The organism is Pseudomonas sp. AAC, assembly GCF_000725445.1.
Taxonomy (GTDB): domain Bacteria; phylum Pseudomonadota; class Gammaproteobacteria; order Pseudomonadales; family Pseudomonadaceae; genus Pseudomonas; species Pseudomonas citronellolis.
Genome location: NZ_KL647098.1, coordinates 60955 through 84218 on the forward strand (window position 1 = coordinate 60955; position 23264 = coordinate 84218).

Genomic DNA, 23264 nt, shown 5'->3' on the forward strand with positions numbered 1-23264 from the left:
GCCATCATGCCCGCCGCTTTCTACGAGTCCCTCACCGCCCCCTTCCGCCGGCACCCGGTGGAGCGCCGCCCCTCGCCCATGCTCTGGGCGCTGGAGTCGCGTGCCCTGCTGGAATGGGCCTCGATCCCGGCGGCCATGCCCTGGCTGCTGCTCAACGTGCCGCGCGGCGACGGCCACAGCGTGCTGGTACTGCCCGGGCTGATGGCCCACGACTGCACCACCCTGCCCCTGCGGCGCTTCCTCGACAACCGCGGCTACGACACCCACGGCTGGGGCCAGGGCCTCAACCGCGGCCCGAGCCGCGGCGTGGTGGAGCGCCTGCTGGCGCAACTGCAGGAACTGCACGAGACGTCCGGGCGCAAGGTCAGCCTGATCGGCTGGAGCCTGGGCGGCATCTTCGCCCGCGAGATGGCCCGCGCCATGCCCGCCAGCGTGCGCCAGGTGATCACCCTCGGCAGCCCGCTGTACGGCCCGCCGCAGACCAGCACCAACGCCTGGGAGCTGTACCGCCTGGTGCGCAGCTTCAATCGCGAGAGCGAGGAGCGTGGCGAAGAGGCGCCGCCGGTGCCCACCACCTCCATCTACAGCCGCGCCGACGGCATCGTCGGCTGGGGCGGCAGCGTCGAGCGCCAGGGGCGCCTGACCGACAACATCGAAGTCAACTGCGCCAGCCACATCGGCCTGGGCGTACACCCGCTGGTCTGGTACGCCATCGGCGACCGCCTGGCGCAAGCGCAGGACCAGTGGCAGAAGTTCCGGCCGCGCGGTCTGAAGCGCGCGCTCTACCCCTTCCGCGCCCCCCGGCGCTGAGGGGCACACCGGCCCGGCGGCAATGGGCCTTGCGAGTACTTTCCCTGCAACAACAAGAACGAAGGTTGGTGATGCGATGAAACATTTGAGCGGGATGGACGCCATATTCCTCCACATGGAATCGGCCGAGATGCCTACGCACATCGGTTCGCTGCATGTGCTGCAACTCCCCGAGGGCCATGACGGCGACTTCTTCGAGGAGGTCAAGCAGTACCTGACCGGGCGCCTGCACCTGGCCACGGTCTTCACCCGCAAGCTGGCGTTCATGCCCTTCGACCTGTCCGACCCGGTGTGGGTGGAGGACGAGCAGCTGGACCTGGAACACCACATCCGCCACATCACCCTGTCCAAGCCCGGCAGCAACCGCCAGCTGCAGCAGGCCGTGGCGCGCAGCCACGCCAGCCTGCTCGACCGCAGCCGGCCGCTGTGGGAAGTCACCATCATCGACGGCCTGCGCAGCGGCGAAGTGGCGCTGTACGCCAAGGTCCACCACGCCAATGTCGACGGCCAGGCCGGCATCGAACTGGTCCGCGCGCTGTTCGACGACGTGCCCAGCGGCCGCGTCGTCCCGCCGGCGCCGCCCAAGCTGCGGCGCAACCAGTACCAGCTCGGCGTCGCCGAACTGGCCGGGGCGGCCATCGGCAACGCCGGGCGCCAGTACGTCAAGCTGGCGAAGATGCTGCCGGACATGCTCCGCGCCGGGCGCAGCCTGCTGCCGGTGATCGGCGACGGCAACCTGCGCAACTGGCGCAGCCTCGACCCGCGCAAGCTGCTGGCCCCGCGCACCCCGCTGAACGTGGCCATCACCAACCAGCGCAGCTTCGCCGGGCGCACCGTGCCTCTGGCCGAGATCAAGGACATGGCGCGCCAGTTGGACGTGAGCTTCAACGACGTGGTCATGGCCACTGTCTCCGGCGCCCTGCGCCGCTACCTCAAGGCCAGCGGCGAGCTGCCGGAGAAACCCCTGACCGCCGCCGCGCCGGTGAGCCTGCGCGCCCCCGGCGACGACACCGCCAACAACCAGGTGAGCATGCTGGTGGTCGACCTGGCCACCGACGAGGCCGACCCGCTGCAGCGCCTGCAGCGCATCAACGCCTCCTCGACGCAGCGCAAGGCGGCGATGAACAAGTTCCGCTCGGCCATCCCCATGGACTTCCCGATCTTCGCCGCGCCCTGGCTGCTCTCCGGCATGGCCGCCATGTACGGCCGCTCGCGCCTGGCCAACTGGATGCCGCCGCCGGCCAACCTGGTGATCTCCAACGTCACCGGCATCCCCGCCCAGCTGTACTTCGCCGGGGCCAAGGTGCTGTGCTACTACCCGGTGTCCATCCCCTCCCACGGCATGGCGCTGAACGTCACCGTGACCAGCTACCACGACCGCCTGGACTACGGCCTGATCGCCTGCCGCCGGGCCCTGCCGGACCTCAACGACCTGGGCGACCACCTGCTGGCCGAACACCGCCGCCTGCTCGAACTGGCGCGCAACAAGGTTGCCGCGGCGGCGCAGGGCAAGGGCGGCGACAAGCCGGCCAGCCAGAAGCACAGCGCCGCCGCCAAGGCCGTCGCCAGCAAGCAGGGCGAGGCTGCGGACAAGCCGGCAGCCAAGGCCAGGAACCCCGCCAAGGCGCTGCCCAAGGCCAGGCCGGCGGCCCCGCCGCGACGCAAGGTGAACGGCGCCGCGGCGCAACAGCCCAGCCCCGCGCCGCAGCCGGCAGCGGCCGAAGCCACACAGGTCCAGTGATCCCGGCGCCGGCCCGCCGTGCGGCGGCCCCACAAGGGCCCCGTGGCGGCGGCCGGTAACCCGCGGTAGACCCCACCCCGGAGCCTCGCATGTCCACAGTCATCAGCGCCCCCGCCGCGGCACAGGCCGCCCTGGCGCCCCAGGGCGACGCCGAAGCCGTCTACGGCAAGATCACCCGCCGCCTCATTCCCTTCCTGTTCATCTGCTACCTGCTGAACTTCATCGACCGCGCCAACATCGGCTTCGCCCAGTTGCAGATGAAGAGCTCGCTGGGCTTCAGCGACGCCGTCTACGGCCTCGGCGCGGCCATGTTCTTCGTCGGCTACGTGCTCTTCGAAGTGCCCAGCAACATGCTTCTGCAGCGCATCGGCGCGCGCCTGACCATCATGCGCATCATGCTGCTCTGGGGCCTGGCCTCCAGCGCCACCCTGCTGGTCACCACGCCCACCCAGTTCTACGTGGTGCGCTTCCTGCTCGGGGTGTTCGAGGCCGGCTTCTTCCCCGGCATCGTCCTCTACCTCACCTTCTGGTACCCGCCGCAGCGCCGCGCCCGGGTGCTGGCGTTCTTCTGCATGGCCCAGGTGGCCGCGGCCTTCATCACCAGCCCGGTGTCGGGCTGGATCCTGAAGAACCTGCACGGCACCCACGGCTGGGAAGGCTGGCAGTGGATGTTCTTCATCGAGGGCATGCCCACGGTGCTGCTCGGCCTGCTGGTGCTGTGGCTGCTGCCCAATGGCCCGCAGGACGCCAAGTGGCTGACCCCGGACGAGCGCGAACTGGTGCGCCAGGGCGTGCAGGGCACCACCGGCGCCGACGTCGACGGCGGCGGCCATGGCAAGGGCGCGCTGGCCGCGGCGCTGCGCGACCCACGGGTCTACCTGCTGGCCTTCGGCGCCTTCGTCTCCGGCTGCGCCGGCTACTTCCTGGCCTTCTGGACGCCGACCATCATCCGCGAACTGGGCGTGGCCGACCTGCAGCTGGTCGGCCTCTACGCGGTCATCCCCAACGTCTTCGCCCTGTTCGCCATGTTCTGGTACGGCCGCCGCTCCGACCGCCGCGACGAACAGCGCCTGCACTGGGCCTGGGCCTTCGTCGTCGCCGCCGCCGGCTTCCTCCTGCTGGCCTGGGCCATCGGCAACGGCAGCCTGGCCTGGACGCTGGTCGCCATCAGCACCGGCGGCTCGGCCCTGGTGGCGGCCACCCCGGTGTTCTGGGCCATGGTCACCCGCTACCTGGCGCGCGAACGCGCCGCCGTCGGCATCGCCCTGGTCAACACCCTGGCCAGCGTCGCCGGCATCAGCCCGGCCGTGGTCGGCGCCATCAAGACCCGCACCGGCAGCCTGGACGATGCCATCTACCTGCTCTGCGCGCTGTTCGTGATCGCCGCCCTGGCCATGGCCCTGGGCATGCGCAAGGCCCTGGCGACGCCGCAGCAGCCGGCCTGAACCGGCCCCGAGGAAAAGACATGCCACCGTCCGTACACGCACCCGCCTGCTTCGCCCTACGCTACAGGCATGCCCGTGACCCATTCCTCGCCGCCGCCCGCACAGGAGCCCCCGCATGAACGATTCGCTGCACCTGCTCGACGCCACCGCCCAGGCCCAACTGGTCTACCGCGGCGAAGTCACCCCGCTGGAACTGGTGGACGCCGCCATCGCCCGCATCGAAGCGCACGACCCGGCGCTCAACTCGGTGATCTGGCGCCAGTTCGAACTGGCCCGCGAGCGCGCCCGCGGCCCGCTGCCCGGCGGCCCCTTCCGCGGCGTGCCCTTCCTGCTCAAGGACCTGGCCGGCGGCGCCGAGAGCGGCCAGCCGCTGTCCTACGGCAGCCGCCTGGGCCTGGGCAACCGCGCCGACCACGACACCGAGCTGGTGCGCCGCTACCGCAGCGCCGGGCTGATCACCGTCGGGCGCAGCAACACCCCGGAATTCGGCATCACCCCCACCACCGAGCCGGCGGCCTTCGGCCCCTGCCTCAACCCCTGGAACCTCGGCCTCTCCGCCGGCGGCTCCAGCGGCGGGGCCGCCGCCGCGGTGGCCGCGCGCCTGGTGCCCATGGCCCACGCCAGCGACATCGGCGGCTCCATCCGCATTCCCGCCTCGGCCTGCGGGGTGTTCGGCCTCAAGCCCAGCCGCGGGCGCAACCCGGCCGGCCCCAAGGTCGGCGAAGGCACCGGCGGCCTGCCCGCCGAGCACTGCTGCTCGATCTCGGTGCGCGACAGCGCCGCCCTGCTCGACGCCACCTCGGCGCCGGACTACGGCGCGCCCTACGTGGCCCCGTTCAAGGCCCGCCCCTACCTGCAGGAAGTCGACGCACCGCACCGCCGCCTGCGCATCGGCCTGCTGCGCACCCCGCTCACCGGCATCGACGTGCACCCCGACTGCCTCGCCGCGCTGGAATCGGCCGCCCTGCTCTGCCGCGGCCTGGGTCACGAGGTCACCGACGAGGCGCCGACGGTGAGCGACATGCCCGCCGTCGGCCAGGCCTTCGCCCGGCTCTTCGTGGTGTCCGCGGCGCTGCACCTGCGCAGCCTGGAGCAACAGGTGGGCCGCCAGGCCGGCGAGCACGACATCGAGCCGCTGACCCGCGCGGTGGTCGGCCTGGCCGGCCAGGTCAGCGCCACCGACTACGTGCTGGCCCAGCGCACCCTGCAACGCATGGCGCGGGAGATCGCCACCTTCCACGAGCACTACGACCTGATCCTCAGCCCGACCATGGCCTGCCCGCCGAGCGCCATCGGCGAACTGGCCTTCCGCGAGGGCGAAACCCTGGAAGCCTTCTTCGCCCGCTCGGGCCCCTTCGCCGCCTTCACCTCCGTGTACAACGCCACCGGCCAGCCGGCCATGAGCGTGCCGCTGCACTGGACCGCCGGCGGCACGCCCATCGGCGTGCAGTTCGCCGCGCGCCTGGGCGACGAGGGCACCCTGTTCCGTCTCGCCGCCGAGCTCGAACGCGCCCGTCCCTGGGCCTCGCGCCTGCCGCCGCTGCGCGGCTGAGCCGGCAGCACATCCGCATCAGCGCCCCGGCAGCCCGGGGCCAGGAGTTCCGCAGATGAATTCGCACCCCAACCTCCACGCCATCGCCAGCCGTCCCGCCCCACGCCCCCTCAGTGGCGCGCTGCCGCTGCTGCCGGCCCGCCACGTGGCGCGGCCGCGCCTGCTGCAACGCCTGCTCGGCGGACGCCAGCGGGTGAGCCTGCTGCACGCCCCCGCCGGCTTCGGCAAGAGCGTGCTGCTCAACGAATGCGCGCGCCAGGCCGGCCCCCGCGGCCGCGTCGCCTGGCTGGACCTGCGCGGCCGGCCGCTGCAGGAGGGCGACTTCCTCAGCCGCCTGGCCATAGTGCTGGACCTGGACCCCAGCGCGCGGAACTGGCAGGAAGACCTGCAGCGCCTGCTGGAGGGCAGCGCGCAGCCGCTGTGGATCGTGCTCGACGACTACCCGCGGCAGGGCGATGCGCAGCTGGACGCCTGCGTGGCCCGCCTGCTGGAGACCAGCGCCAGCGACATCCGCTGGTGGATCGGCTCGCGCCGCCGCCCGGACTGGAACCTGCCGCGCCTGCTGCTGCAGGGCGAACTGCTGGAACTCGATGCCAGCGACCTGGCCCTGGACCACGACGAACTGGAGCACCTGCTGCGCAAGCAGCAGGCCGAGGCGAGCGACGGCGACAGCGTCGACCTGCTGAGCCACAGCGCCGGCTGGCCGGCGCTGCTCGGCCTGCTCGCCCTGCAGGGCCGCATGCGCTGGCCCGAGGCCGGCGGCGGCCTGCTGCACGACTACCTGCGCCGCGAGGTGCTCGCCCCGCTGCCGGCGCAGCTGCGCGGCGCCTTGCGCGTGCTCAGCCACCTGCCCCGCTTCAAGGCCGGCCTGTGCCGGCACCTGGGCTCGGTCGGCGAGGCGGCCTTCGCCCAACTGGGCCAGTTGCAGCTGCTCCGGCGCCTGGACGAGAACTCGGGCTGGTTCGCCGTCTGGCCGCCGCTCGCCGAGCTGCTGCGCCAGGAACAGGACGACGCGCCGCCCACCGTCGCCCTGCTGGAAGCCAGCCAGTGGTTCGCCGAGCACGGCGACCTGCGCCAGGCCACCCAGCTGGCCCTGGCCGCCGGCTCCATCGAACGCGCCGTGGCCTTGCTGCAGGACGCCAACAGCGACCAGATGATGGTCGAGCACAGCGCCGTGCAACTGCTGCGCTGGCGCGACGAACTGCCCGCCGGCCTGCTGCAGTCCAGCCCCAAGCTGATCCTCCTGGAAACCTGGGCGCTGATCATCTGCGCCCGCCTGGACGAGGCCATGGACTGCCTGCAGGCGCTGGCGCGCTTCCTGCCGCGGCCGGACGCCCACCGCCAGCGGCTCAGCCTGGCGCACTACCAGTCCATCCTCGGCGTGCTGCAACGCCAGTTCGCCCTGCCCGATGCGCGGCGCAACTGCAGCGACGCCCTGGAACACCTGGAGGAGCACTACTGGGGCCAGCACATCCTCTGCCACCAGGCCCTGGCCCAGCAGGCCATGGTCGAGGGCGACCTGATCGTCGCGCGGCAGCACTGCCAGGCCGGCCTGCGCCTGTCGCGGCGGCACGCCAGCCTGTGCTTCGAGGCCCTGCTGAGCGTTGAGCACATCCACCTGCTGGCCCTTTCCGGCGAGCACCACCACGCCCTGGACTACGCCGAGCAGATGCTCGCCGAACTGCGCAAGGGCACCCACGGCGGCCCCATGAGCGCCCGCCTGCACGTGCTGCGCGGCGAACTGCTGACCCTGCGCGGCGAGGACGTCGCCGCCGAAGCCGCTCTCCAGCAGGGCCTGCGCGAGGCCGAGGAATGCCAGGACGCCTACCTGCTCTACGCCTACCACGCGCTGATCAGCCTGACCTGCGAGCGCGGCGAGGTGGAGCGCGCCCACCAGCTGCTGCTGGCCGCCGAGCGGCGCATGCAGCGCCTGTGCATCCCCGAGATCCGCTACCGCGAAGTGCTGCGCCTGGCCCGCGCCCGGCTGTGGCTGGCCAGCGGCGAACCGGCCAAGGCCCGCGACGAGCTGTTCGGCGTGCTCGCCGAGCTGCGCCTCAACCCGCTGCTGGCGCCCACCGGCTTCTACGACCTGCAGTACCGCGTGCGCCTGCTGCTGGCCCAGGCCCATGGCGAGCTGGGCGAAACCACCCGTGCCAGCCAGGAGCTGCTGGCCCTGCAGCGCGACTGCCAGCGCCTGGGCCTGCGCAGCCTGGCCTGCGAAAGCCAGCTGCGCCTGGCCGAGGCCCTGCACGGCCTGGACCCGGCCGCCGCCGAGGAACACCTGCGCGAAGCCCTGCAGGACTGCCGCCGGCTGTCCCTGCTGCGCCCCCTGGCAAGGCTGCAGCGCAAGGACGCCAGTTGGTCGCGGCAACTGCTGGCGCAACTGCCCACGCCCCCCCAGGCCCAGCCCACCACGGCCACCGCCCCGGCGCCGACGGAAATGCTCAGCCAGCGCGAACTGGAAGTGCTGGAACTGATCGCCCAGGGCTGCTCCAACCAGGAGATCGCCGAGCAGCTGGAAATCTCGCTGCACACGGTGAAAACCCACGCCCGGCGCATCAACATCAAGCTGGAAGTGGAAAGACGCACCCAGGCGGTGGCGCGGGCCAAGGCGAGCGGGTTGTTGGCTTGATGGGGGTCTTGGTGGGTGTTTTTTCCTGGGGGATCGGCGCACTGGGGTTAGTCCGCTCCCTCTCCCCAACCCTCTCCCTGAAGGGAGAGGGATCTAGACCGTGCCGAGAGAAGGAATGGTTTCAGCCAGTAATCTCTGTGCCAGCCGGCTAACGCCGAAACACCAACGCACACCGAACGGTCCCCTCTCCCTTCAGGGAGAGGGTTAGGGAGAGGGCGCTCTTAAACCCAACACCGCAGCCACCGACAAACTCCATCGCGGACAAAGTCCGCAGTTTCTGGGTTCCCGCATTCGCGGGAACCCAATAAACAGTTACCCCTACGGCACAGCCAGGCACGGCCTCTCGTAGGAGCGAGCCACCCTCTGCACCGCTTTTTCCCACCCCACCTGAACCTACCCCCCAACCCCGCCCCGGCACACACTATCAACCGGATCAGCGAGGCCAATCGCCCCGCTGCCGATCTGCAGCCTCCGCCGCCCCAACCCCGGTCGCACCCGGGATGGGTGCGGCGGCTTTTTTTCCCGCAACTGTACTGGTGGCGCCCCATCGCCCGGCGCTAGAGTGCCTGTTGCGCAACGGGAAAAGAGAACGCCATGGGCCAGCCACTGACCTTCGACGCCACCGACGGCTACCCGCTCCGGGGCCGCCTCTGGCGCCATGCCGAAGCGGCGGCGCAGCCGCGCCCGCTGGTGATCGTCAACCCGGCCACCTCGGTGCGCAGCGACTACTACGCACGCTTCGCCGACTACCTGCACGGCCAGGGCTTCGACGTACTCTGCTACGACTACCGCGGCATCGGCGGCTCGCGCCCGGCCTCGCTGCGCGGCTTCTCCGCAAGCTGGCTGGACTGGGGCCGCCTGGACTTCGAAGGCGCCCTGCAATGGGCCGTCGCCAACGCCCCGCAGCAACCCATCCAGGTGGTGGCGCACAGCGTCGGCGGCTTCCTCGTCGGCCTTGCCCCTTCCAACCACCTCATCCAGCGCGTGTTCAGCATGGGCGCGCAGTTCGCCCACTGGCGCGACTACCACCCGCAGCGGCGCCTGCGCATGCTGCTCAAGTGGCACCTGGCGATGCCGGTTCTCAGCGGCCTGTTCGGCTACTTCCCGGCCAAGCGCCTGGGCTGGATGGAAGACACGCCCCACGGCGTGGTGCGCGACTGGACGCACCGCTCCCCACGCTTCGAGGACGCCTACCGGCGCGGCCCGCGGGCCATGTCCGCGGAAGAACGCAGGCGCCTGGCCGAAGGCTTCGCCGGGCTGCGCGGCGACACCCTGGCCCTGAGCGTGACCGACGACGAATTCGGCACCGGCCCGGCCATCCAGCGCCTGCTCGACTACTACCGCAACAGCCGCTGCCTGCACCTGCGCCTGCCGCCCCGGGCCATGGGCTTCGCCAGCATCGGCCACTTCGCCTTCTTCCACAGCCGCTTCCAGGACAGCCTCTGGCCCATCGCCCTGCGCTGGCTGCGCGACGGCGAGCTGGACGATAGCCTCGCCGCCTACCTGGTGCAGCCGGCCCGGCGCCATCCGACGCCCGCCTGACAGCGAAATTCCCCAGGCAAATCAAGGCACTGCCCGACCGAAAGCAGTGATATCCCCTGGCCATTACACAAGACTGTCACATGGCTTTCATATGCTCTGCGCGTCCGAAACCCGCTCGCCAGAGCATCACAGCAGTCCGTGGTAGCCCGTGATGAAGACACTCCAAGCCCTCCTCGGCCGATTTGCCCGCTGGGAGCCCCTGCGGCGCCTGCGCATCGGCCAGCGCACCCTGCTCTGCTTCCTCTTCAGCGCGGCGCTGCTGGGAGGCGTCGGCGCCTATTGCCTGTACCAGATGGCGGCCATCCGCGCCCAGGGCGAGGCCATCGACAGCGACCAGCTGCCGAGCATCGCCCTGGCCGACAGCATCGCCCTCAACCTCGCCCAACTGCGCGTGCGCTCCATGCAGCAGGTGGCCAACCCCGAGCCCATGGTGCGCAGCGGCAACAAGGTGATCATCGAGCAGCTGGCCCTGGACATCGAACAGGAATTCCGCGCCTACCAGGCGCTGATCAGCGACGACACCGAGCGCGGCGCCATCGAGGCGCTGCACCAGGCCTTCGGCCAGTTCATCCAGACCATCCGCGAGGAACAGCAACTGCTGGAGCAGCAGAAGCTGGACGAGGCGCGCACCCTGCTCATCGCCAACATCGACCAGCAGGGCGAAGCCATCGACACCCAGGTGCAGCTGCTGCGCGAGCTCAACCGCCAGGCCGCGGACAGCGCCACCAGCGCGGCCGCCAGCGCCTATGCCCAGGCCCTGCGCATCGTCTGGGCGGCCCTGGGCGGCGCCCTGCTGGTCACCCTGCTGCTGGCCTGGCGCCTGACACGCAGCCTGGTGCGGCCGCTGGCCGAGGCGCTGCAGGTGGCCGAGCGCATCGCCGGCGGCGACCTCAGCCAGGGCGTGCGCAGCCACGGCCGCGACGAGGCGGCACAGCTGCTGGAGCGCCTGGGGCGCATGCGCGACAATCTGCAGGGCACCATCCGCCAGATCGGCGAGGCCGCCGAACAGCTGGCCACCTCCAGCGAGCAGATGAGCATGGTGATGGACGAAGGCAGCCGCGGCCTGCACCAGCAGCACGGCGAGATCGACAACGTCAGCCGCGCCATGAGCCAGATGAGCGCGGCGGTGGGCGACGTCGCCGAGCACGCGCAGAGCACCGCCGCGGTGGCCCGGCGCTCCAATGACGAGGCCCTGGACGGCCAGCAGCAGCTGGCCACTACCCTGGGTTCGCTGCGCGAGCTGGGCGCAGGCGTGCGCCACGCGGCGCAGCAGGCCCAGGGCCTGGCCGAGCAGACGCTGAACATCAGCAAGGTGCTGGACGTGATCCGCAGCGTCGCCGAGCAGACCAACCTGCTGGCACTCAACGCCGCTATCGAGGCAGCCCGCGCCGGCGAGGCCGGGCGCGGCTTCTCGGTGGTGGCCGACGAGGTGCGCGCGCTGGCCAAGCGCACCGGCGACTCCACCCGCGAGATCGAACAGCTGATCGGCGCTATCCAGCAAGGCACCGGGCGCACGGTCGAGGCCTTGCAGCAAAGCGCCGAGCAGGCCGAGCACACCCAGGGCCAGGCCAGCGCCGCCGACCGCGCCCTGGCGCAGATCATCGAGGCCGCGCGCAGCATCGACGAGCGCAACCGGCGCATCGCCGAATCGGTGGAACACCAGGCCGCCATGGCCCGCGACATCGAGACCAACCTGGGCAACATCCGCGACCTGTCCAACCAGAGCGCCGCCGGCTCGCAGCAGACCAGCAGCGCCAGCCACGAACTGTCGCGCCTGGCCGTGGACCTCAGCGGCCTGGTGCAGCGCTTCCGCCTGTAGAAACGACCGTGCGCCGACCTGCTCTTCGTAGGAGCGAGCTTGCTCGCGAACGGAAGGTACCGGTGACTTCGGCGTGTTCGGCTGACTCCGCTCCCTCTCCCTAACCCTCTCCCTGAAGGGAGAGGGGACCGTTGGGCAGATGCTGATAGTGCGGCGTTAGCCGGCTAGCACAGTGATTACCGGCTGAAACCATTCCTTCTCTCGGCACGAATAAGCCCCCTCTCCCTTCAGGGAGAGGGCTGGGGAGAGGGCGCTCTTGCACCCAACACCGTAGCCACCGGTAAACTCCATTCGCGAGCAAGCTCGCTCCTACGAAAAGCGCATCGGCGCGGTCGGCAAGACTCTTGCGCCTGGGGTATGCCCATCTGTAGGAGCGCGCCCTGCGCGCGAATCGCGGGCAGGGCCCGCGGCTACACGAGAAGACCAGGTGCCATGACGCCGGATTTGCCCCGGATCAACCCCTTTCGAGCCGCAGCTGGCCTAGACTTGTTCCAACGACACAATGGATAAGGCCCACCCATGGATTCCTTCGGCGTCACCCTCGCAGTCATCATCTTCGGCATGTTCATGCTCGGCATCGGCTTCACCATCCGCGAGCGGGGCGCGGGCGTGCTGCTGATGTGGGTCGGCGTGCTGAGCATGCTGTCGATCATCACCTACCGCATCTACCTCGCCACCTCGGCGGTCTGAGCGCCGCGCCAGCCGTGCATCGCCCGGGCATAGCCGGCCGGGGCGAAGCGCAGGGTCACCCCCAGCATCAGCAGCACCGACAATGCCAGCAGCGTCCAGGAAGCCTGGAAGCTGCCGGTGGCGTCGCGCAGCCAGCCGGTGACGTAGGGAATGATGCCGGTGATGATGAAGCCTATGCCCTGCACGAAGGCCGCCAGGCTGCCCGCCGGGCCGGGTTCGGCCAGGTGGTCGAGGGTCAGCGTCAGGCTCAGTGCGAAGCAGGCGCCCAGGCCATAGCCGATCAGCGCCACCCAGGCCGCCGGCAGCCCCAGGGGCGACAGCAATAGGCCGGCAAAGCCGCCGAGCTGGATCAGCAGGCACAGGCACAGCCATGGCCGGCGGTCCGCCGAGCCGCGGCTCAGGGCCGGCATGCTCAGCGCGCCGAGCACCTGGAAAATGGTCATCAGGCCGATCAGTTGGCCGCTGCCCTGGGCGCTCCAGCCCAACTGCCGGTAGAACATCGGCAGCCAGGCCACCATGCTGGTGTAGCCGCCGTTGATCAGCCCGAAATACAGCGCCAGCAGCCAGGCCCGGCGGCTGCCGAAGAAGTGTTCGCCGCGCCGCGCCACGCTGGGCGCCGCCGCCTCGCGCGGGCGCACCAGGGCCCACAGCGCCAAGCCCAGCACGGCCAGCGCCACCCAGGCGCCCAGGCCCAGCTGCCAGTGCCCGGAGCCACCGGCCAGCACCGGCGCCAGTACCGCGGCGGTGCCGCCGCCGGCCATCAGCGAGGCCGAGTACAGGCCCATGGCCGCCGGCACCCGCTGCGGGAACCAGCGCTTGACCACCCCCGGCACCAGGGCCTGGATGATCGCCACGCCGGTGCCGGCCAGCACCGCGCTGGCGATCAGCGCCAGGCCGCTGTCCAGCAGCAGGCGCCAGGCGCAGGCCACGGCGATGGCCAGCAGCCCGGCGAGCATGCCGCGGCTCTCGCCCAGGCGCGGGCCCACCCAGGGCAGCGCCAGGGCGAACAGGCCCATGCACAGCACCGGCAGCACCGTCAGCAGCGACGCGCCCTGGAAGCCCAGCCCGGTGGCCTGACGGATTTCCGCGAGCAAGGGGCCGATGGAAGTGAGGATCGGCCGCAGGTTGATGCCCAGCGCGACTATGACCAGCAGGCCGATCCAGCCGACCCGCGCCTTGTCGCCGCTCACGCCTGGTTCTCCCGCCAGAAGCCGTACAGCCCCTCCTCGTCTTCCGGGCGCAGCGCCTGCAGCGGCAGCGCCTGCCACTCCACCGGCTGCGCCATCTGCGCGTACACCGCCGCGGTGGACAGCCCGTAGGGCTCGCCGTCGGCATTGGAATAGGCATAGTAGGCGGCGCTGACGCCGCTCAGGTGCATGGCCGCCAGGCACATCGGGCACGGGTGGCCGCTGGCGTAGATCACGCAGCCGTCCAGGCGCGGGCTGCCCAGAGCGCGGCCGGCCTCGCGCATGGCCAGCAGTTCGGCGTGGGCGGTGGGGTCGTGGTCCAGGTGGATGCCGTTGGCGGCGCGGGCGAGCACCTCGCCGTCGCGCACCAGCACGGCGCCGAACGGGCGGCCGCCGGCCTCGACGTTGGCCCGCGCCAGGGCCAGGGCTTCGCGCATGAATGCCAGGTGTTGCATGGGGAATCCTCCTCAGCGGGGCCCGTGCGGCGCCCCTTCGTCGAAAGGATTATCCCGGCCTGGCTTTGCATGGTGAAATTAAATGGAAAAATGACTTCCAGTGGATTTCCAAATGCTAGACCCGACCCTGCTGCGCAGCTTCGTCATGGTGGTGGACGCCGGCAACTTCACCCGCGCCGGCGAGTGGCTGCACCTCACCCAGTCCACCGTCAGCCAGCAGATCCTGCGCCTGGAGGAACAGCTCGGCTGCCGCCTGCTGGAGCGCGGCCGCCGCCAGGTGCTGCCCACCGAGGCCGGCGAGCGCCTGCTGGGCTACGCCCGGCGCATCCTCCAGCTCGGCGAGGAGGCCCGCGCCGCCCTCGGCGAGGAACACAGCGAGGGCGTGCTGCGCCTGGGTATGCCCGAGGACTTCGCCGGCGAGCGCATGATGCCGCTGCTGGCGGCCTTCGCCACGCAGCGCCCGCGCCTGCGCCTGGAGGTATCCAGCGGCCTTAGCCACGAGCTGCTGCGCCAGTACCGCAACGGCGAACTGGACCTGGCCCTGGTCAAGCAATGGGGCGCCGACAGCGACTGCCTGGCGCGCTGGCCCGAGCCGCTGTGCTGGCTGGACAGCGCCGCCAACCCGGCGGCCGCCCGCGAGCCGCTGCCGCTGGTGGCCTTCCCGCTCGGCGCGCTGTACCGCCAGGAGATGATCCACGCCCTGGAGGCCCAGGGCCGGCGCTGGCGCATCGCCTACGGCAGCGCCGCCCTGGCCAGCCTGTCGGCGGCGGTGGCCGCGGGCCTGGGTGTCAGCCTGCTGCCACAGCGCTGCCGGCTGCCGGCGCACCGGGTGCTCGGCGCCGCCGAGGGCTTCGCGGAAATCACCGGCCTGGAACTGGCGCTCTACGCCCGCGCCGACCTGCCCAGCGCCGGCCGCAGCCTGTGCGAGCAACTGCGCGAGCTGTGCGCACAGCTCAGCCTCACACCGGCTGGGTGAGCCGGCCCAGGAACTGCTCGGCCGGTCACGGCTGGCCGATGCGGTCCTCCAGCAGCAGGCGGTTGGGCAGGCGCGTCAGGTTGTCATGCAGGGCCAGTTGCGTCAGTTCCGGGTTGGCCTGCGCCAGGGAGCCGGTGAGCTGCGCGGTACGCGCCTCCAGGCGGGCGTCGGGCACGGAGGCGAGCAGCGCGATGGCGAGGATGGCCAGGGGCACGGGGATCACCAGCAGCGCCAGCCAGCCGTTGTCCAGCCCGGCCGGCGACCACCAGGGGCAGGCCGAACAACAGCGGGCCGTAGTCGATGCCCGGCTGCATGAGCATGACGTACATACCCAGGTAGCGCATGCCGGCGATGCCGCAGCCCCAAGCGCCGGTGCCTTCAACCAGATGCATTTCCCTGCCGGGGCGCCGCCGGGTTTGCCGCTCGTCGGCCACAACACCTAAGCTGAGCAGGTCCACTCCGCGAGGAACCCCCTTGGCGAACATCCTGCAATCCCTGGCCCTGCCCTGGCGCCGCCTGGCCAACCCCTACACGCGCTACCGCTACGCCGCCTGGATCCACTGCGTGCGCGTCGGCCTGGCGCTGCTGGCCTCCATCCTGCTGACCACCGGCATCGACATCCCCCACGGCCTCTGGGCCTCGGTCACAGTGCTGGTGGTGATGGGCGGGCTGGTGCACCAGGGCACCATCCGCGGCAAGTCCCGCGACCGCATCCTGGGCACCCTGCTGGGCGCCGCCGTGGGCCTGGCGATCATCCTGGTACACAACCTCAGCGGCTCTAGCGTGCTGGTCTACCTGCTGATGTCGCTGGCCGGCGCCGTGGCCGCCTTCTACGCCATCCGCCGCCCCGGCTACGTGGCGCTGCTGGCGGGCATCACCATGTGCACCGTGGCCGGGCATGGCGACAACAGCATGACCGAGGGCCTCTGGCGCATGCTCAACGTGCTGATCGGCGTGGCCCTGGCGCTGGTCTTTGCGCAGATCTACCCGCTGCGCGCGGTCTACGTGTGGCGCTACCTGCTGTCGGACAACCTGCGCGCCTGCGCCCGCCTGTTCGGCCAACTGAGCAGCAGCGCCGACCTGCGCGCCGAGCACTTCGCCAGCCAGCTGGAGGAGCTGGACCAGCGCCTGGTGGCCTCCCGCGCGCACCTGGCGCCGGTGGCGCGGGAAACCGGCATGCCGCTGCGCGAGCTGGAACTGATCCAGCGCGCCCACCGGGCCATCATGGGCACCCTGGAATCGCTGCTCGCCTCGCGCCAGTTCGCCGCCCAGGCCGGCGACATCGCCCCGCCGCCCGCCGACCTGGAGCCCATGCGCCAGGCCATCGGCCGTCTCCTGCTGCAATCGGCCCACGCCCTGAAGTTCAGCCGCACCTCGCGCCTGGTCCAGGAGTGCCAGGGCAGCGGCCACCTGCCGCCGCGCCCGCAGAGCCTGGCCGGCTCCTTCGAGGTACAGGGCTTCTACTGGCTGACCCTGCGCCTGTACGAGCAGGTGGAACAGCTCTCCGCACAACTGGCCGGCAGCGCCGCGCACTGGAACATCCAGAGCCGCGACCGGGTGCCGGCGCGGTGAGTCTTCGGGCGCCCACTGCGGTGTCGGGAAACTACAGCTCCAATTGCACCGGCGCTATGCCGAGTGCACTGGCGATGCGCAGTAGCGCGAAAAAAATGACACGTCCGGCAAAAGGCAAGGTCGAAACAGGCGTCAGGTATTCCTGACCGCCCCGATCGGCATCGGGTGAAGCGCCATCCACGGACCCGCAGGCTCGCCCTGCCAAGGCCCTGCGCCCTCAGGTTCATGGTGAACCCATCCAGGAGACAGCCCCATGAAGAAGATCGCCCTCGTCCTCGCCGCCACCCTTGCCCTGCCGCTGGCAGCCATGGCCGACAGCAAGCTCTGCGACGCCAACCTGACGCAGTTGAAGGACTTCATCGCCACGGCCAGCAAGAACGCCACGGGCGTGAAGGTCAACGTGGTCCAGGAGCATATCGACCAGGCCGAGAAGGCCCGCGCCGCCGGCGACTACGAGTCCTGCGTGAACCACACCACCCAGGCGCTGCGCATCATCCGCAAACCGGCCAACCGCTGACCGGGTACCCAGGGTGACGGGAGCCCTCGCCGGGCTCCCGTCACCCCGCGCCCGGGCATTGCACGCCGGGCGCCGTTTTTCGCCTCAACCGCAGTTGAGCCCGCGCACTATTTCGCTGTCGTCGACATTGATGTTCAGGCGCTGCGAGTTGTATTCCAGGGTCACCGCGTCATGGGGGTGCAGCGCGCGTGCGCTCTGCGCGCCGGAGTCGCGCCGGGCCTGCTCCACCAGCGCCTGGGACAGCGGCTTGCCGACCAGCGACTGCACCGCCCCGGCATTGCAGCGGCCGGTTTCGGGCGCGGCGGCGGCCGGGGATTCGGCGGGCTTGTCGGCGCTGCTGCAACCGGCCAGCAGGATGGCGCCGAACAGCATGGCCGGCAGGGCTCGATTCAAGGGCATAAAGCCTCCTTGGCTTGAGGGAAAACCGCAACCATAACAAGCCGCGCCGCAGCCGGCCCGGTTTTTGTGTTGCCGGCTGCATCGAATCAGCCCCGGAACGACCGTACGGCGCCCTTTACACAGGATTTACACAGCGCCGGTTACACTTTGCGGGAACAGAATGTCTTAGAAGTATCCGGCCCCCAGGCCGGGAATTTCAGGAGGTAAGACAGATGATTCGCCGGATCCCGCAACTCGCCCTGGTGGTGTGCGCGTCCTTCGCCCTGGCCGGGCAGGCATCGGCCAACAGCAATACCGATGCGGCGGCCATCGGCGCGGTGGTCGGCGCCGTCGTGGGTGGCGCTGTCGTCGCCGGCGCCTCCGCGCCGCCTGCCCCGGTCTACGTGCAACCTGCCCCGCCGCCGGCGGCCTACTATCCGCCGGCCCCGGTGTACTACGCTCCGCCGCCGCCTCCGGTGGCCGTGGTGGTGGCGCTGCCGGTGCGCTATTACCGGCCGGTGTACTACGGGCCGGCATACTATGGGCCGCGTTATTACGGGCCGCCCCATGGTTACTATCGTGGGTATCGGCATTGGTAATCGTGCCTAGGTCTGGAAGAGCGCCGTTTCCTGTTGAAGGGAACGGCGTTTTTTCTGGGGCATGTTTTGTTTGCATCCTGAACCTTGGCCCCGCGTTCCTGACCTTCCCTCGTCATTCCCGCGAACGCGGAAGCCAGTGGCTTGGGGGCTTGGTGTAGCGCGCCGCTCCGAGTCTGCCCGACCGTCTTGTTTCGCCCCCTCGGGCGAGTCACTTTTGTCAGTCGCCACAAAAGTAACCAAAAAGGCTTGCCCCGGCATACGGGCCCGATGGAGCCGGGCTACCCTCACGAACTCCCCCGCCACGGAGGCCCGCCCCGAGGGTACGTCCCTGTAGCCCATCGGGGCTCTCGCGACATCCATGTCGCATGACCTCCTGAGCGCCGGTTTCGCTCGGCCTGCTGAAGGGGCGCTCCGGTGCGCTCGGCTATTTCTCTGGAAATCCAAATCGCGGACAAGGTCCGCTCCTACGGTTACAGGAAGCACAGCTTTTCGTAGGATGGCGTTGAGCGAAGCGATACCCATCGCCGTGACCGCATGAGCACCTCGGCAAAAGACAGTTGCTCCTACGGTTCCAGGAAGCACGGGCGTAGGAGCGGACCTTGTCCGCGATTGGATTCACCGGCCACGCCGGACGCCCCGGCGGCACGAACGGCCCCCTCTCCCTCCGGGAGAGGGCTGGGGTGAGGGCAACGGACTGCACCGCCACTCCGCTGCCAACCCGTACTCCGCTTCCCCGCAAATGCCACCCCAATCCCATTCCTGAAAAACACCCCGCCACTCGATGGCCGCCCCGCCAGGCCGTGCCTATTCTTTGAGCATTCCGCCGCTTCGCTTACCGCCCCAGGAGGCCTGCATGGCCACGACCAGGAAGATGGGCCTCACCGGGCTGACCACCCTGGTGATGGTCAACATGATGGGCTCGGGGATCATCATGCTGCCCTCCAGCATGGCCCAGCTGGGCGCGGTCTCGCTGCTGTCGTGGGTGTTCACCGCCGTGGGCTCCATGGCCATCGCCTACTGCTTCGCCCAGTGCGGCATCTACTGCCCGCGCTCCGGCGGCATGTCCGCCTACAGCGAGGAGGCCCATGGCAAGTCGGCGTTCTTCCTCTGCTCGTACCTGTATTTCCTGTCCCTGGTGATCAGCAACGTCGCCATCAGCCTTTCCGCGGTGGGCTACCTGACGCCCTTCTTCCCCTGGCTGGGCAGCGGCTCGGTGCCCCTGCTCCTCGGGACCCTGGGGCTGATCTGGCTGACCACCCTGGCCAACTTCGGCGGCCCGCGGATCACCGGGCGGCTGGGCTCGGTCACCGTCTGGGGGGTGATCATCCCGGTGGCCGGGCTGGGCTTCTTCGGCTGGTTCTGGTTCCGCCCCGAGGTCTTCGCCGCCGCCTGGAACCCCAACGACCTGCCGGTCGGCCAGGCGATCACCGACAGCATCCCGCTCACGCTCTGGGCCTTCCTCGGCATGGAATCGGCGGCGCAGAACTCCGACGCGGTGGACAACCCCAAGCGCAACGTGCCGCTGGCCTGCCTGCTGGGCACCCTGGGCGCGGCGGTGGTGTACGTGCTGTCCACCACCGTGATCCAGGGCCTGGTGCCCAACCCCGAGCTGGCCAACTCCAGCGCGCCCTTCGCCCTGGCCTATGCGCGGCTGTTCAACGACGGCGTGGGCAACCTGGTCATGGCCCTGGCGGTGATGGCCTGCGTCGGTTCGCTGCTGGGCTGGCAGTTCACCCTGGCCGAGACGGCCAAGGTCACCGCCGCCCAGGGCCTGTTCCCGCAGCTGTTCACCCGCGTCACCAACGCCGGCGCGCCCCTGGCCGGGCTGGTCACCTGCGCGGTGCTGCAGAGCCTGATCGCCCTCTCGACCATCTCGCCCAACGCCACCGCGCAGTTCAACAAGCTGGTGAACCTGGCAGCGGTCACCAACATCATCCCCTACATCACCTCGCTGACCGGGCTGGTGGTGATCCTCTACAAGGCCGGCGTCGGCCTGGAGCTGGTGCGCCGCAACACCGCCGTGATGCTGGTCGCCGCCTGCTACTGCTTCTACGCGCTCTATGCCTCGGGGCTGGAAGCGGTGTTCGGCGCGGCCCTGGTGATGGTGGTCGGCTACCTGCTGTTCGGCTTCATCGCCAAGCGCTTCGTCAAGGCCTACGAGCGCCTCGCCGCGCCGCCGGAGTCGCCATGAACCGCCTGCTCGTTCCCCTGCTCGCGCTGCTGTTGCTAGTGCCCGCCGCCCAGGCCGGCACCCTGGCGCGCATCCAGGCCAGCCATACCCTGACGCTGGGCTTTCTGGCCGACAACGCGCCCTTCTCCGAGGGCGACGAGCGCACGGCCAGCGGCTACGCCATCGACCTCTGCCAGGCGCTGGTCGCCCGCCTGCGCAGCGAGCCGGGCCTGGGCGAGTTGCAGGTGCGCTACCGTCCGCTGCCCCTGGAACAGGCCCTGGAAGCCGTGCACGGCGGCCAGGTCGACCTGTTCTGCAGCCCGCTGGTGGAAACCCTGCAGCGCCGCGAGCTGGTCAGCTTCTCGCTGCCGGTGTTCACCGCCGGCCTCGGGGTGATCCTGCGCCGCGACGCCGACCCCACCCTGCTGGCCGCGCTCAGCGGCGCCCCGCGCGAACGCACCCCGACCTGGCGGGCGACCATCAACCAGGGGCTGAACCGGCGCAGCTTCGCCGTGCTGCGCGGCAGCACCAACCTGCAATGGGCGCAGCAGCAGGTCCGCACCCTGGGCCTGCAATCGCGTCTGGAGGAGGTCGGCAGCTACCAGGAAGGCGTCGAGCGCGTGCTGCGCCGCCAGGTGGACGCCTTCTTCGGCGAGCGCCTGTCGCTGCTCAACTACCAGGCCCGTTCGGCCGAAGGCGACCGCCTGCAGGTCTCCGAGCACCTGTTCGAAGTGGCCCGCGTCGCACTGGCCCTGCCCCGCGACGACGACGCCTTCCGCCTGCTGGTGGACCGCGCCATCAGCGAAACCCTGCGCGGCCCCGGCGGCGAGGCGCTGTACAGCCGCTACTTCGGCCGGCCCTCGGAACAGCAACGCATGCTGCTGCGCCTGTACACCCTGCCCTGAGGCGGCGCAAGGTCCAGGGGACAAGGCCTCGCCTGCCTGCGCAACTGGATGGGCGCGGCCTGATCGCCACGGCCGACCCGCAGCACCTGCTGCTGTTCCTTTGGTCGGCCACCCAGGCCCACACCCACTTCGGCTGGCAGGCCTCGCTGATCACCGGCAAGGCCCGGCCGGCGGAGGCGGACTACCGGGCAGTGGCCGAAAGCGTGAGCCGGCTGGTGCTGGGTGCCCTTGCCGTGGAGGGCGGGCGGGGGCGGTTGCGGCCTTTTCCGCTTTAGTGGGCAGCGGGCTTTCGTAGGAGCGAGCTTGCTAGTGAACCGGCTTCACTGGTGATTTCAGTGCACTCGGTTAACTCTGCTCCCTCTCCCTAACCCTCTCCCTGAAGGGAGAGGGGACCGTTCGGAGCGCTTGGGTGTTCTGGAGTTAGCCGGCAGCACCGAAAGTTTCCGGCTGAACCATCACCTCTCTCGGCACGGACAAGCCCCCTCTCCCTTCAGGGAGAGGGCCGGGGAGAGGGTGCTCCTGAACCCAACACCACAGCCACCCCGTTCGCGAGCAAGAACTAGGCGTCCCCCTCGCCCCTACAAAAAGCCACCAGGCACTACACGTCCCCCAGCAAAGCGCGACACCGCACAAAGCACAGCCTGAATCGACGCACTGACGATGTTGGCATGGCAACCAGCGCCGAAGCGCGTGCCCGCCTCCCCCGGCCAGGCCACTTCCACCAGCGCCAGGGCCTGGGCGTCGGCGCCGCCGCCGAGGCTGCGTTCCTCGTAGCCGTCGATGCGGATCGGCAGGCCCAGAGCCGCCACGGCGGCGTCGATCGGGCCGTTGCCCACGCCCTGCAACTGCCGGCGGCGGCCGTCGGCCAGTTCCACCTGCAGCACTATGCCCTGCCCGCCCTCGGTCTCGAACAGCCGGTGGCCGACGTAGGCCAGGGCGCCGCCGGGCCGCGCCGGGGCCAGGTAGGTCTGGGCGAACAGTTGCCACAGCGCCTCGCTGCTCAGCTCGGTCTCGCTGCTGTCAGCCTGGCGCTGCACGATGGCGCTGAACTCCACCTGCATCCGCCTCGGCATCACCACGCCATGGTCGCGCTGCAGCAGGTAGGCGATGCCGCCCTTGCCCGACTGGCTGTTGACCCGCACGATGCTGTCGTAGGTGCGCCCCAGGTCCCGGGGGTCGATCGGCAGGTAGGGCACTTCCCAGAAGCCGTCCGCGGCCTGGGCGGCGAAGCCCTTGGCGATGGCGTCCTGGTGCGAGCCGGAGAAGGCGGTGAACACCAGGTCGCCGACATAGGGATGCCGTGGGTGGATCGGCAGCCCCGTGCAGGCCTCGGCCACCCGCGCCACGCCGGCGATGTCACTGAAGTCCAGGCCCGGGTGGATGCCCTGGGTGTAGAGGTTCAGCGCCAGGGTCACCAGGTCGAGGTTGCCGCTGCGCTCGCCGTTGCCGAACAGGCAGCCCTCCACCCGCTGCGCGCCGGCCAGCAGCGCCTGCTCGGCGCAGGCCACGCCGGTGCCGCGGTCGTTGTGCGGGTGCACCGACAGCACCACGTGCTCGCGGTGTTCCAGGCGCTGGTGCATCCACTCGATCTGGTCGGCGAAGACGTTGGGCGTGGCCACTTCCACGGTGGTCGGCAGGTTGACGATGATCGGCCTTCCGGGACCGGCGTCCCAGGTGCGGATGGCGGCATTGCACATGCGCAGCGACACCTCCAGCTCGGCCATGCAGAAGGTCTCCGGCGAGTACTGCAGCACCCATTCGGTCTGCGGGTGCGCCGCCACCTTCTCCTTCAGCAGTTGCACGTGGCGCACCACCAGTTGCTCCACCTCGTCCACCGAAAGGCCGAACACCACGCGCCGCCACACCGGGGCGATGGCGTTGTACAGGTGCACGATCACCCGCCGCGCGCCGGCCACGGCGCGCACGGTCTCGTCGATCAGGTCCTCGCGCAGCTGGGTCATCACCATGGGCGTGACGTCGTCGGGGATGCCGCCCTCGTCGATCAGTTGGCGGATGATCGCGAAGTCGGTGCGCGAGGCGGCCGGGAAGCCCACCTCGATCTCCTTGAAGCCCAGCCGCACCAGTTCGGCGAACAGGCGCAGCTTGCGCTCGCGGTTCATGGGTTCGAACAGCGCCTGGTTGCCGTCGCGCAGGTCGGTGGACAGCCACACCGGAGCCTGGACGATGGTCTGCGACGGCCAGCGGCGGTTGGGCAGGTCGATGGCGGGGAACGGGCGGTACTTGGTTTGTGGGTTCGCTTGCATGGTCTGGCCT

The 23264-nt window shown here is 70.3% G+C and carries 19 protein-coding genes and 2 pseudogenes; 16 read left to right on the top strand and 5 right to left on the bottom strand.

From position 1 onward, the window contains the following. The first annotated feature begins 6 nt into the window (after positions 1-6). The 9 genes and pseudogenes from FG99_RS17875 to FG99_RS32505 all read left to right on the top strand — a co-directional run bounded on the left by FG99_RS17875 (position 7) and on the right by FG99_RS32505 (position 12231). A complete protein-coding gene (locus tag FG99_RS17875; RefSeq protein WP_051879030.1) occupies positions 7-810 on the top strand; it encodes a lipase family alpha/beta hydrolase in 804 nt (267 codons plus the stop codon). 130 nt (positions 811-940) lie between these two features. After that, positions 941-2551 (top strand): WS/DGAT/MGAT family O-acyltransferase, encoded by a 1611-nt coding sequence (locus tag FG99_RS17880; protein ID WP_256204866.1) that lies wholly within the window; start codon positions 941-943, stop codon positions 2549-2551. A gap of 89 nt (positions 2552-2640) precedes the next feature. Then, complete coding sequence (locus tag FG99_RS17885; RefSeq protein ID WP_043271652.1) at positions 2641-3996, top strand: MFS transporter; 1356 nt, start codon at positions 2641-2643, stop codon at positions 3994-3996. A 115-nt stretch (positions 3997-4111) separates the two neighbouring features. Then, entirely contained in the window at positions 4112-5548 is a 1437-nt protein-coding gene (locus tag FG99_RS17890) for an amidase (RefSeq protein WP_043271654.1), read from the top strand. Positions 5549-5603: 55 nt separating this feature from the next. Beyond that, the gene (locus FG99_RS33085) at positions 5604-8180 is read left to right on the top strand and encodes a LuxR C-terminal-related transcriptional regulator (RefSeq protein ID WP_043271655.1); all 2577 of its coding nucleotides are present in this window, start codon (positions 5604-5606) and stop codon (positions 8178-8180) included. Between the two features lie 594 nt (positions 8181-8774). After that, positions 8775-9722, top strand: coding sequence for an alpha/beta hydrolase family protein (locus FG99_RS17900; protein WP_043271657.1), 948 nt, complete (start codon positions 8775-8777; stop codon positions 9720-9722). A 151-nt stretch (positions 9723-9873) separates the two neighbouring features. Then, positions 9874-10683 (top strand): annotated as a pseudogene (locus FG99_RS33280) (MCP four helix bundle domain-containing protein); the annotation flags it as partial. Between the two features lie 144 nt (positions 10684-10827). After that, entirely contained in the window at positions 10828-11541 is a 714-nt protein-coding gene (locus tag FG99_RS33285; protein ID WP_371263877.1) for a methyl-accepting chemotaxis protein, read from the top strand. A gap of 519 nt (positions 11542-12060) precedes the next feature. Further along, positions 12061-12231, top strand: coding sequence for a hypothetical protein (locus tag FG99_RS32505; RefSeq protein ID WP_009622326.1), 171 nt, complete (start codon positions 12061-12063; stop codon positions 12229-12231). Here FG99_RS32505 and FG99_RS17910 read toward each other — a convergent pair. Together FG99_RS17910 and FG99_RS17915 are read right to left on the bottom strand one after the other, a co-directional pair. Next, the gene (locus FG99_RS17910) at positions 12207-13439 is read right to left on the bottom strand and encodes a CynX/NimT family MFS transporter (protein ID WP_051879104.1); all 1233 of its coding nucleotides are present in this window, start codon (positions 13437-13439) and stop codon (positions 12207-12209) included. The two genes, FG99_RS32505 and FG99_RS17910, sit on opposite strands and share 25 nt — an antisense overlap. Beyond that, positions 13418-13873 carry a nucleoside deaminase gene (locus FG99_RS17915; RefSeq protein ID WP_043271661.1) on the bottom strand — a complete coding sequence of 152 codons (456 nt, stop codon included), beginning with the start codon at positions 13871-13873 and terminating at the stop codon, positions 13418-13420. The genes FG99_RS17910 and FG99_RS17915 overlap by 22 nt, the downstream gene beginning before the upstream one ends. A 112-nt stretch (positions 13874-13985) precedes the next feature. On the opposite strand from FG99_RS17915, the gene FG99_RS17920 reads away from it, so the two are divergent. Further along, the gene (locus FG99_RS17920; protein WP_043271663.1) at positions 13986-14849 is read left to right on the top strand and encodes a LysR family transcriptional regulator; all 864 of its coding nucleotides are present in this window, start codon (positions 13986-13988) and stop codon (positions 14847-14849) included. 31 nt (positions 14850-14880) lie between these two features. Here the strand turns inward: FG99_RS17920 and FG99_RS31440 are convergent. Beyond that, positions 14881-15235: pseudogene (locus tag FG99_RS31440) on the bottom strand (MHYT domain-containing protein); the annotation flags it as partial. Positions 15236-15323: 88 nt separating this feature from the next. Between FG99_RS31440 and FG99_RS17930 the strand changes: the two are divergent. Continuing rightward, a complete protein-coding gene (locus tag FG99_RS17930; protein WP_009622331.1) occupies positions 15324-16421 on the top strand; it encodes an FUSC family protein in 1098 nt (365 codons plus the stop codon). Positions 16422-16674: 253 nt separating this feature from the next. Then, positions 16675-16938, top strand: coding sequence for a hypothetical protein (locus FG99_RS17935; RefSeq protein ID WP_009622333.1), 264 nt, complete (start codon positions 16675-16677; stop codon positions 16936-16938). Positions 16939-17022: 84 nt separating this feature from the next. Here the strand turns inward: FG99_RS17935 and FG99_RS17940 are convergent, their stop codons facing one another. Then, the gene (locus tag FG99_RS17940) at positions 17023-17337 is read right to left on the bottom strand and encodes an I78 family peptidase inhibitor (protein WP_009622335.1); all 315 of its coding nucleotides are present in this window, start codon (positions 17335-17337) and stop codon (positions 17023-17025) included. A gap of 212 nt (positions 17338-17549) precedes the next feature. Between FG99_RS17940 and FG99_RS17945 the strand changes: the two genes are divergently transcribed. The 4 genes from FG99_RS17945 (at position 17550) to FG99_RS33290 (ending at position 21265) form a co-directional block, all read left to right on the top strand. Next, complete coding sequence (locus FG99_RS17945; protein ID WP_043271666.1) at positions 17550-17915, top strand: hypothetical protein; 366 nt, start codon at positions 17550-17552, stop codon at positions 17913-17915. A gap of 853 nt (positions 17916-18768) precedes the next feature. Continuing rightward, the gene (gene potE, locus FG99_RS17950) at positions 18769-20106 is read left to right on the top strand and encodes a putrescine-ornithine antiporter (protein ID WP_043271668.1); all 1338 of its coding nucleotides are present in this window, start codon (positions 18769-18771) and stop codon (positions 20104-20106) included. After that, complete coding sequence (locus FG99_RS17955) at positions 20103-20990, top strand: amino acid ABC transporter substrate-binding protein (protein ID WP_043271670.1); 888 nt, start codon at positions 20103-20105, stop codon at positions 20988-20990. The genes potE and FG99_RS17955 overlap by 4 nt, the downstream gene beginning before the upstream one ends. Positions 20991-21052: 62 nt before the next feature. Continuing rightward, the gene (locus FG99_RS33290; RefSeq protein ID WP_371263878.1) at positions 21053-21265 is read left to right on the top strand and encodes a TetR family transcriptional regulator C-terminal domain-containing protein; all 213 of its coding nucleotides are present in this window, start codon (positions 21053-21055) and stop codon (positions 21263-21265) included. A 303-nt stretch (positions 21266-21568) separates the two neighbouring features. Here the strand turns inward: FG99_RS33290 and FG99_RS17960 are convergent, their stop codons facing one another. Further along, entirely contained in the window at positions 21569-23254 is a 1686-nt protein-coding gene (locus FG99_RS17960; RefSeq protein WP_043271672.1) for a 2-isopropylmalate synthase, read from the bottom strand. Between the last annotated feature and the right edge of the window lie 10 nt (positions 23255-23264).

Coding starts and splice junctions, on each gene's coding strand:
- FG99_RS17890 (WP_043271654.1), top strand. CDS start 4,112: ATGAACGATTCGCTGCACCTGCTCGACGCCACCGCCCAGGCCCAACTG.
- FG99_RS17960 (WP_043271672.1), bottom strand. CDS start 23,254: ATGCAAGCGAACCCACAAACCAAGTACCGCCCGTTCCCCGCCATCGAC.
- potE (WP_043271668.1), top strand. CDS start 18,769: ATGGCCACGACCAGGAAGATGGGCCTCACCGGGCTGACCACCCTGGTG.
- FG99_RS17880 (WP_256204866.1), top strand. CDS start 941: ATGCCTACGCACATCGGTTCGCTGCATGTGCTGCAACTCCCCGAGGGC.
- FG99_RS17945 (WP_043271666.1), top strand. CDS start 17,550: ATGATTCGCCGGATCCCGCAACTCGCCCTGGTGGTGTGCGCGTCCTTC.
- FG99_RS17900 (WP_043271657.1), top strand. CDS start 8,775: ATGGGCCAGCCACTGACCTTCGACGCCACCGACGGCTACCCGCTCCGG.
- FG99_RS32505 (WP_009622326.1), top strand. CDS start 12,061: ATGGATTCCTTCGGCGTCACCCTCGCAGTCATCATCTTCGGCATGTTC.
- FG99_RS17885 (WP_043271652.1), top strand. CDS start 2,641: ATGTCCACAGTCATCAGCGCCCCCGCCGCGGCACAGGCCGCCCTGGCG.
- FG99_RS33085 (WP_043271655.1), top strand. CDS start 5,604: ATGAATTCGCACCCCAACCTCCACGCCATCGCCAGCCGTCCCGCCCCA.
- FG99_RS17875 (WP_051879030.1), top strand. CDS start 7: ATGCCCGCCGCTTTCTACGAGTCCCTCACCGCCCCCTTCCGCCGGCAC.
- FG99_RS17915 (WP_043271661.1), bottom strand. CDS start 13,873: ATGCAACACCTGGCATTCATGCGCGAAGCCCTGGCCCTGGCGCGGGCC.
- FG99_RS33285 (WP_371263877.1), top strand. CDS start 10,828: ATGAGCCAGATGAGCGCGGCGGTGGGCGACGTCGCCGAGCACGCGCAG.
- FG99_RS17955 (WP_043271670.1), top strand. CDS start 20,103: ATGAACCGCCTGCTCGTTCCCCTGCTCGCGCTGCTGTTGCTAGTGCCC.
- FG99_RS17935 (WP_009622333.1), top strand. CDS start 16,675: ATGAAGAAGATCGCCCTCGTCCTCGCCGCCACCCTTGCCCTGCCGCTG.
- FG99_RS17940 (WP_009622335.1), bottom strand. CDS start 17,337: ATGCCCTTGAATCGAGCCCTGCCGGCCATGCTGTTCGGCGCCATCCTG.
- FG99_RS17920 (WP_043271663.1), top strand. CDS start 13,986: ATGCTAGACCCGACCCTGCTGCGCAGCTTCGTCATGGTGGTGGACGCC.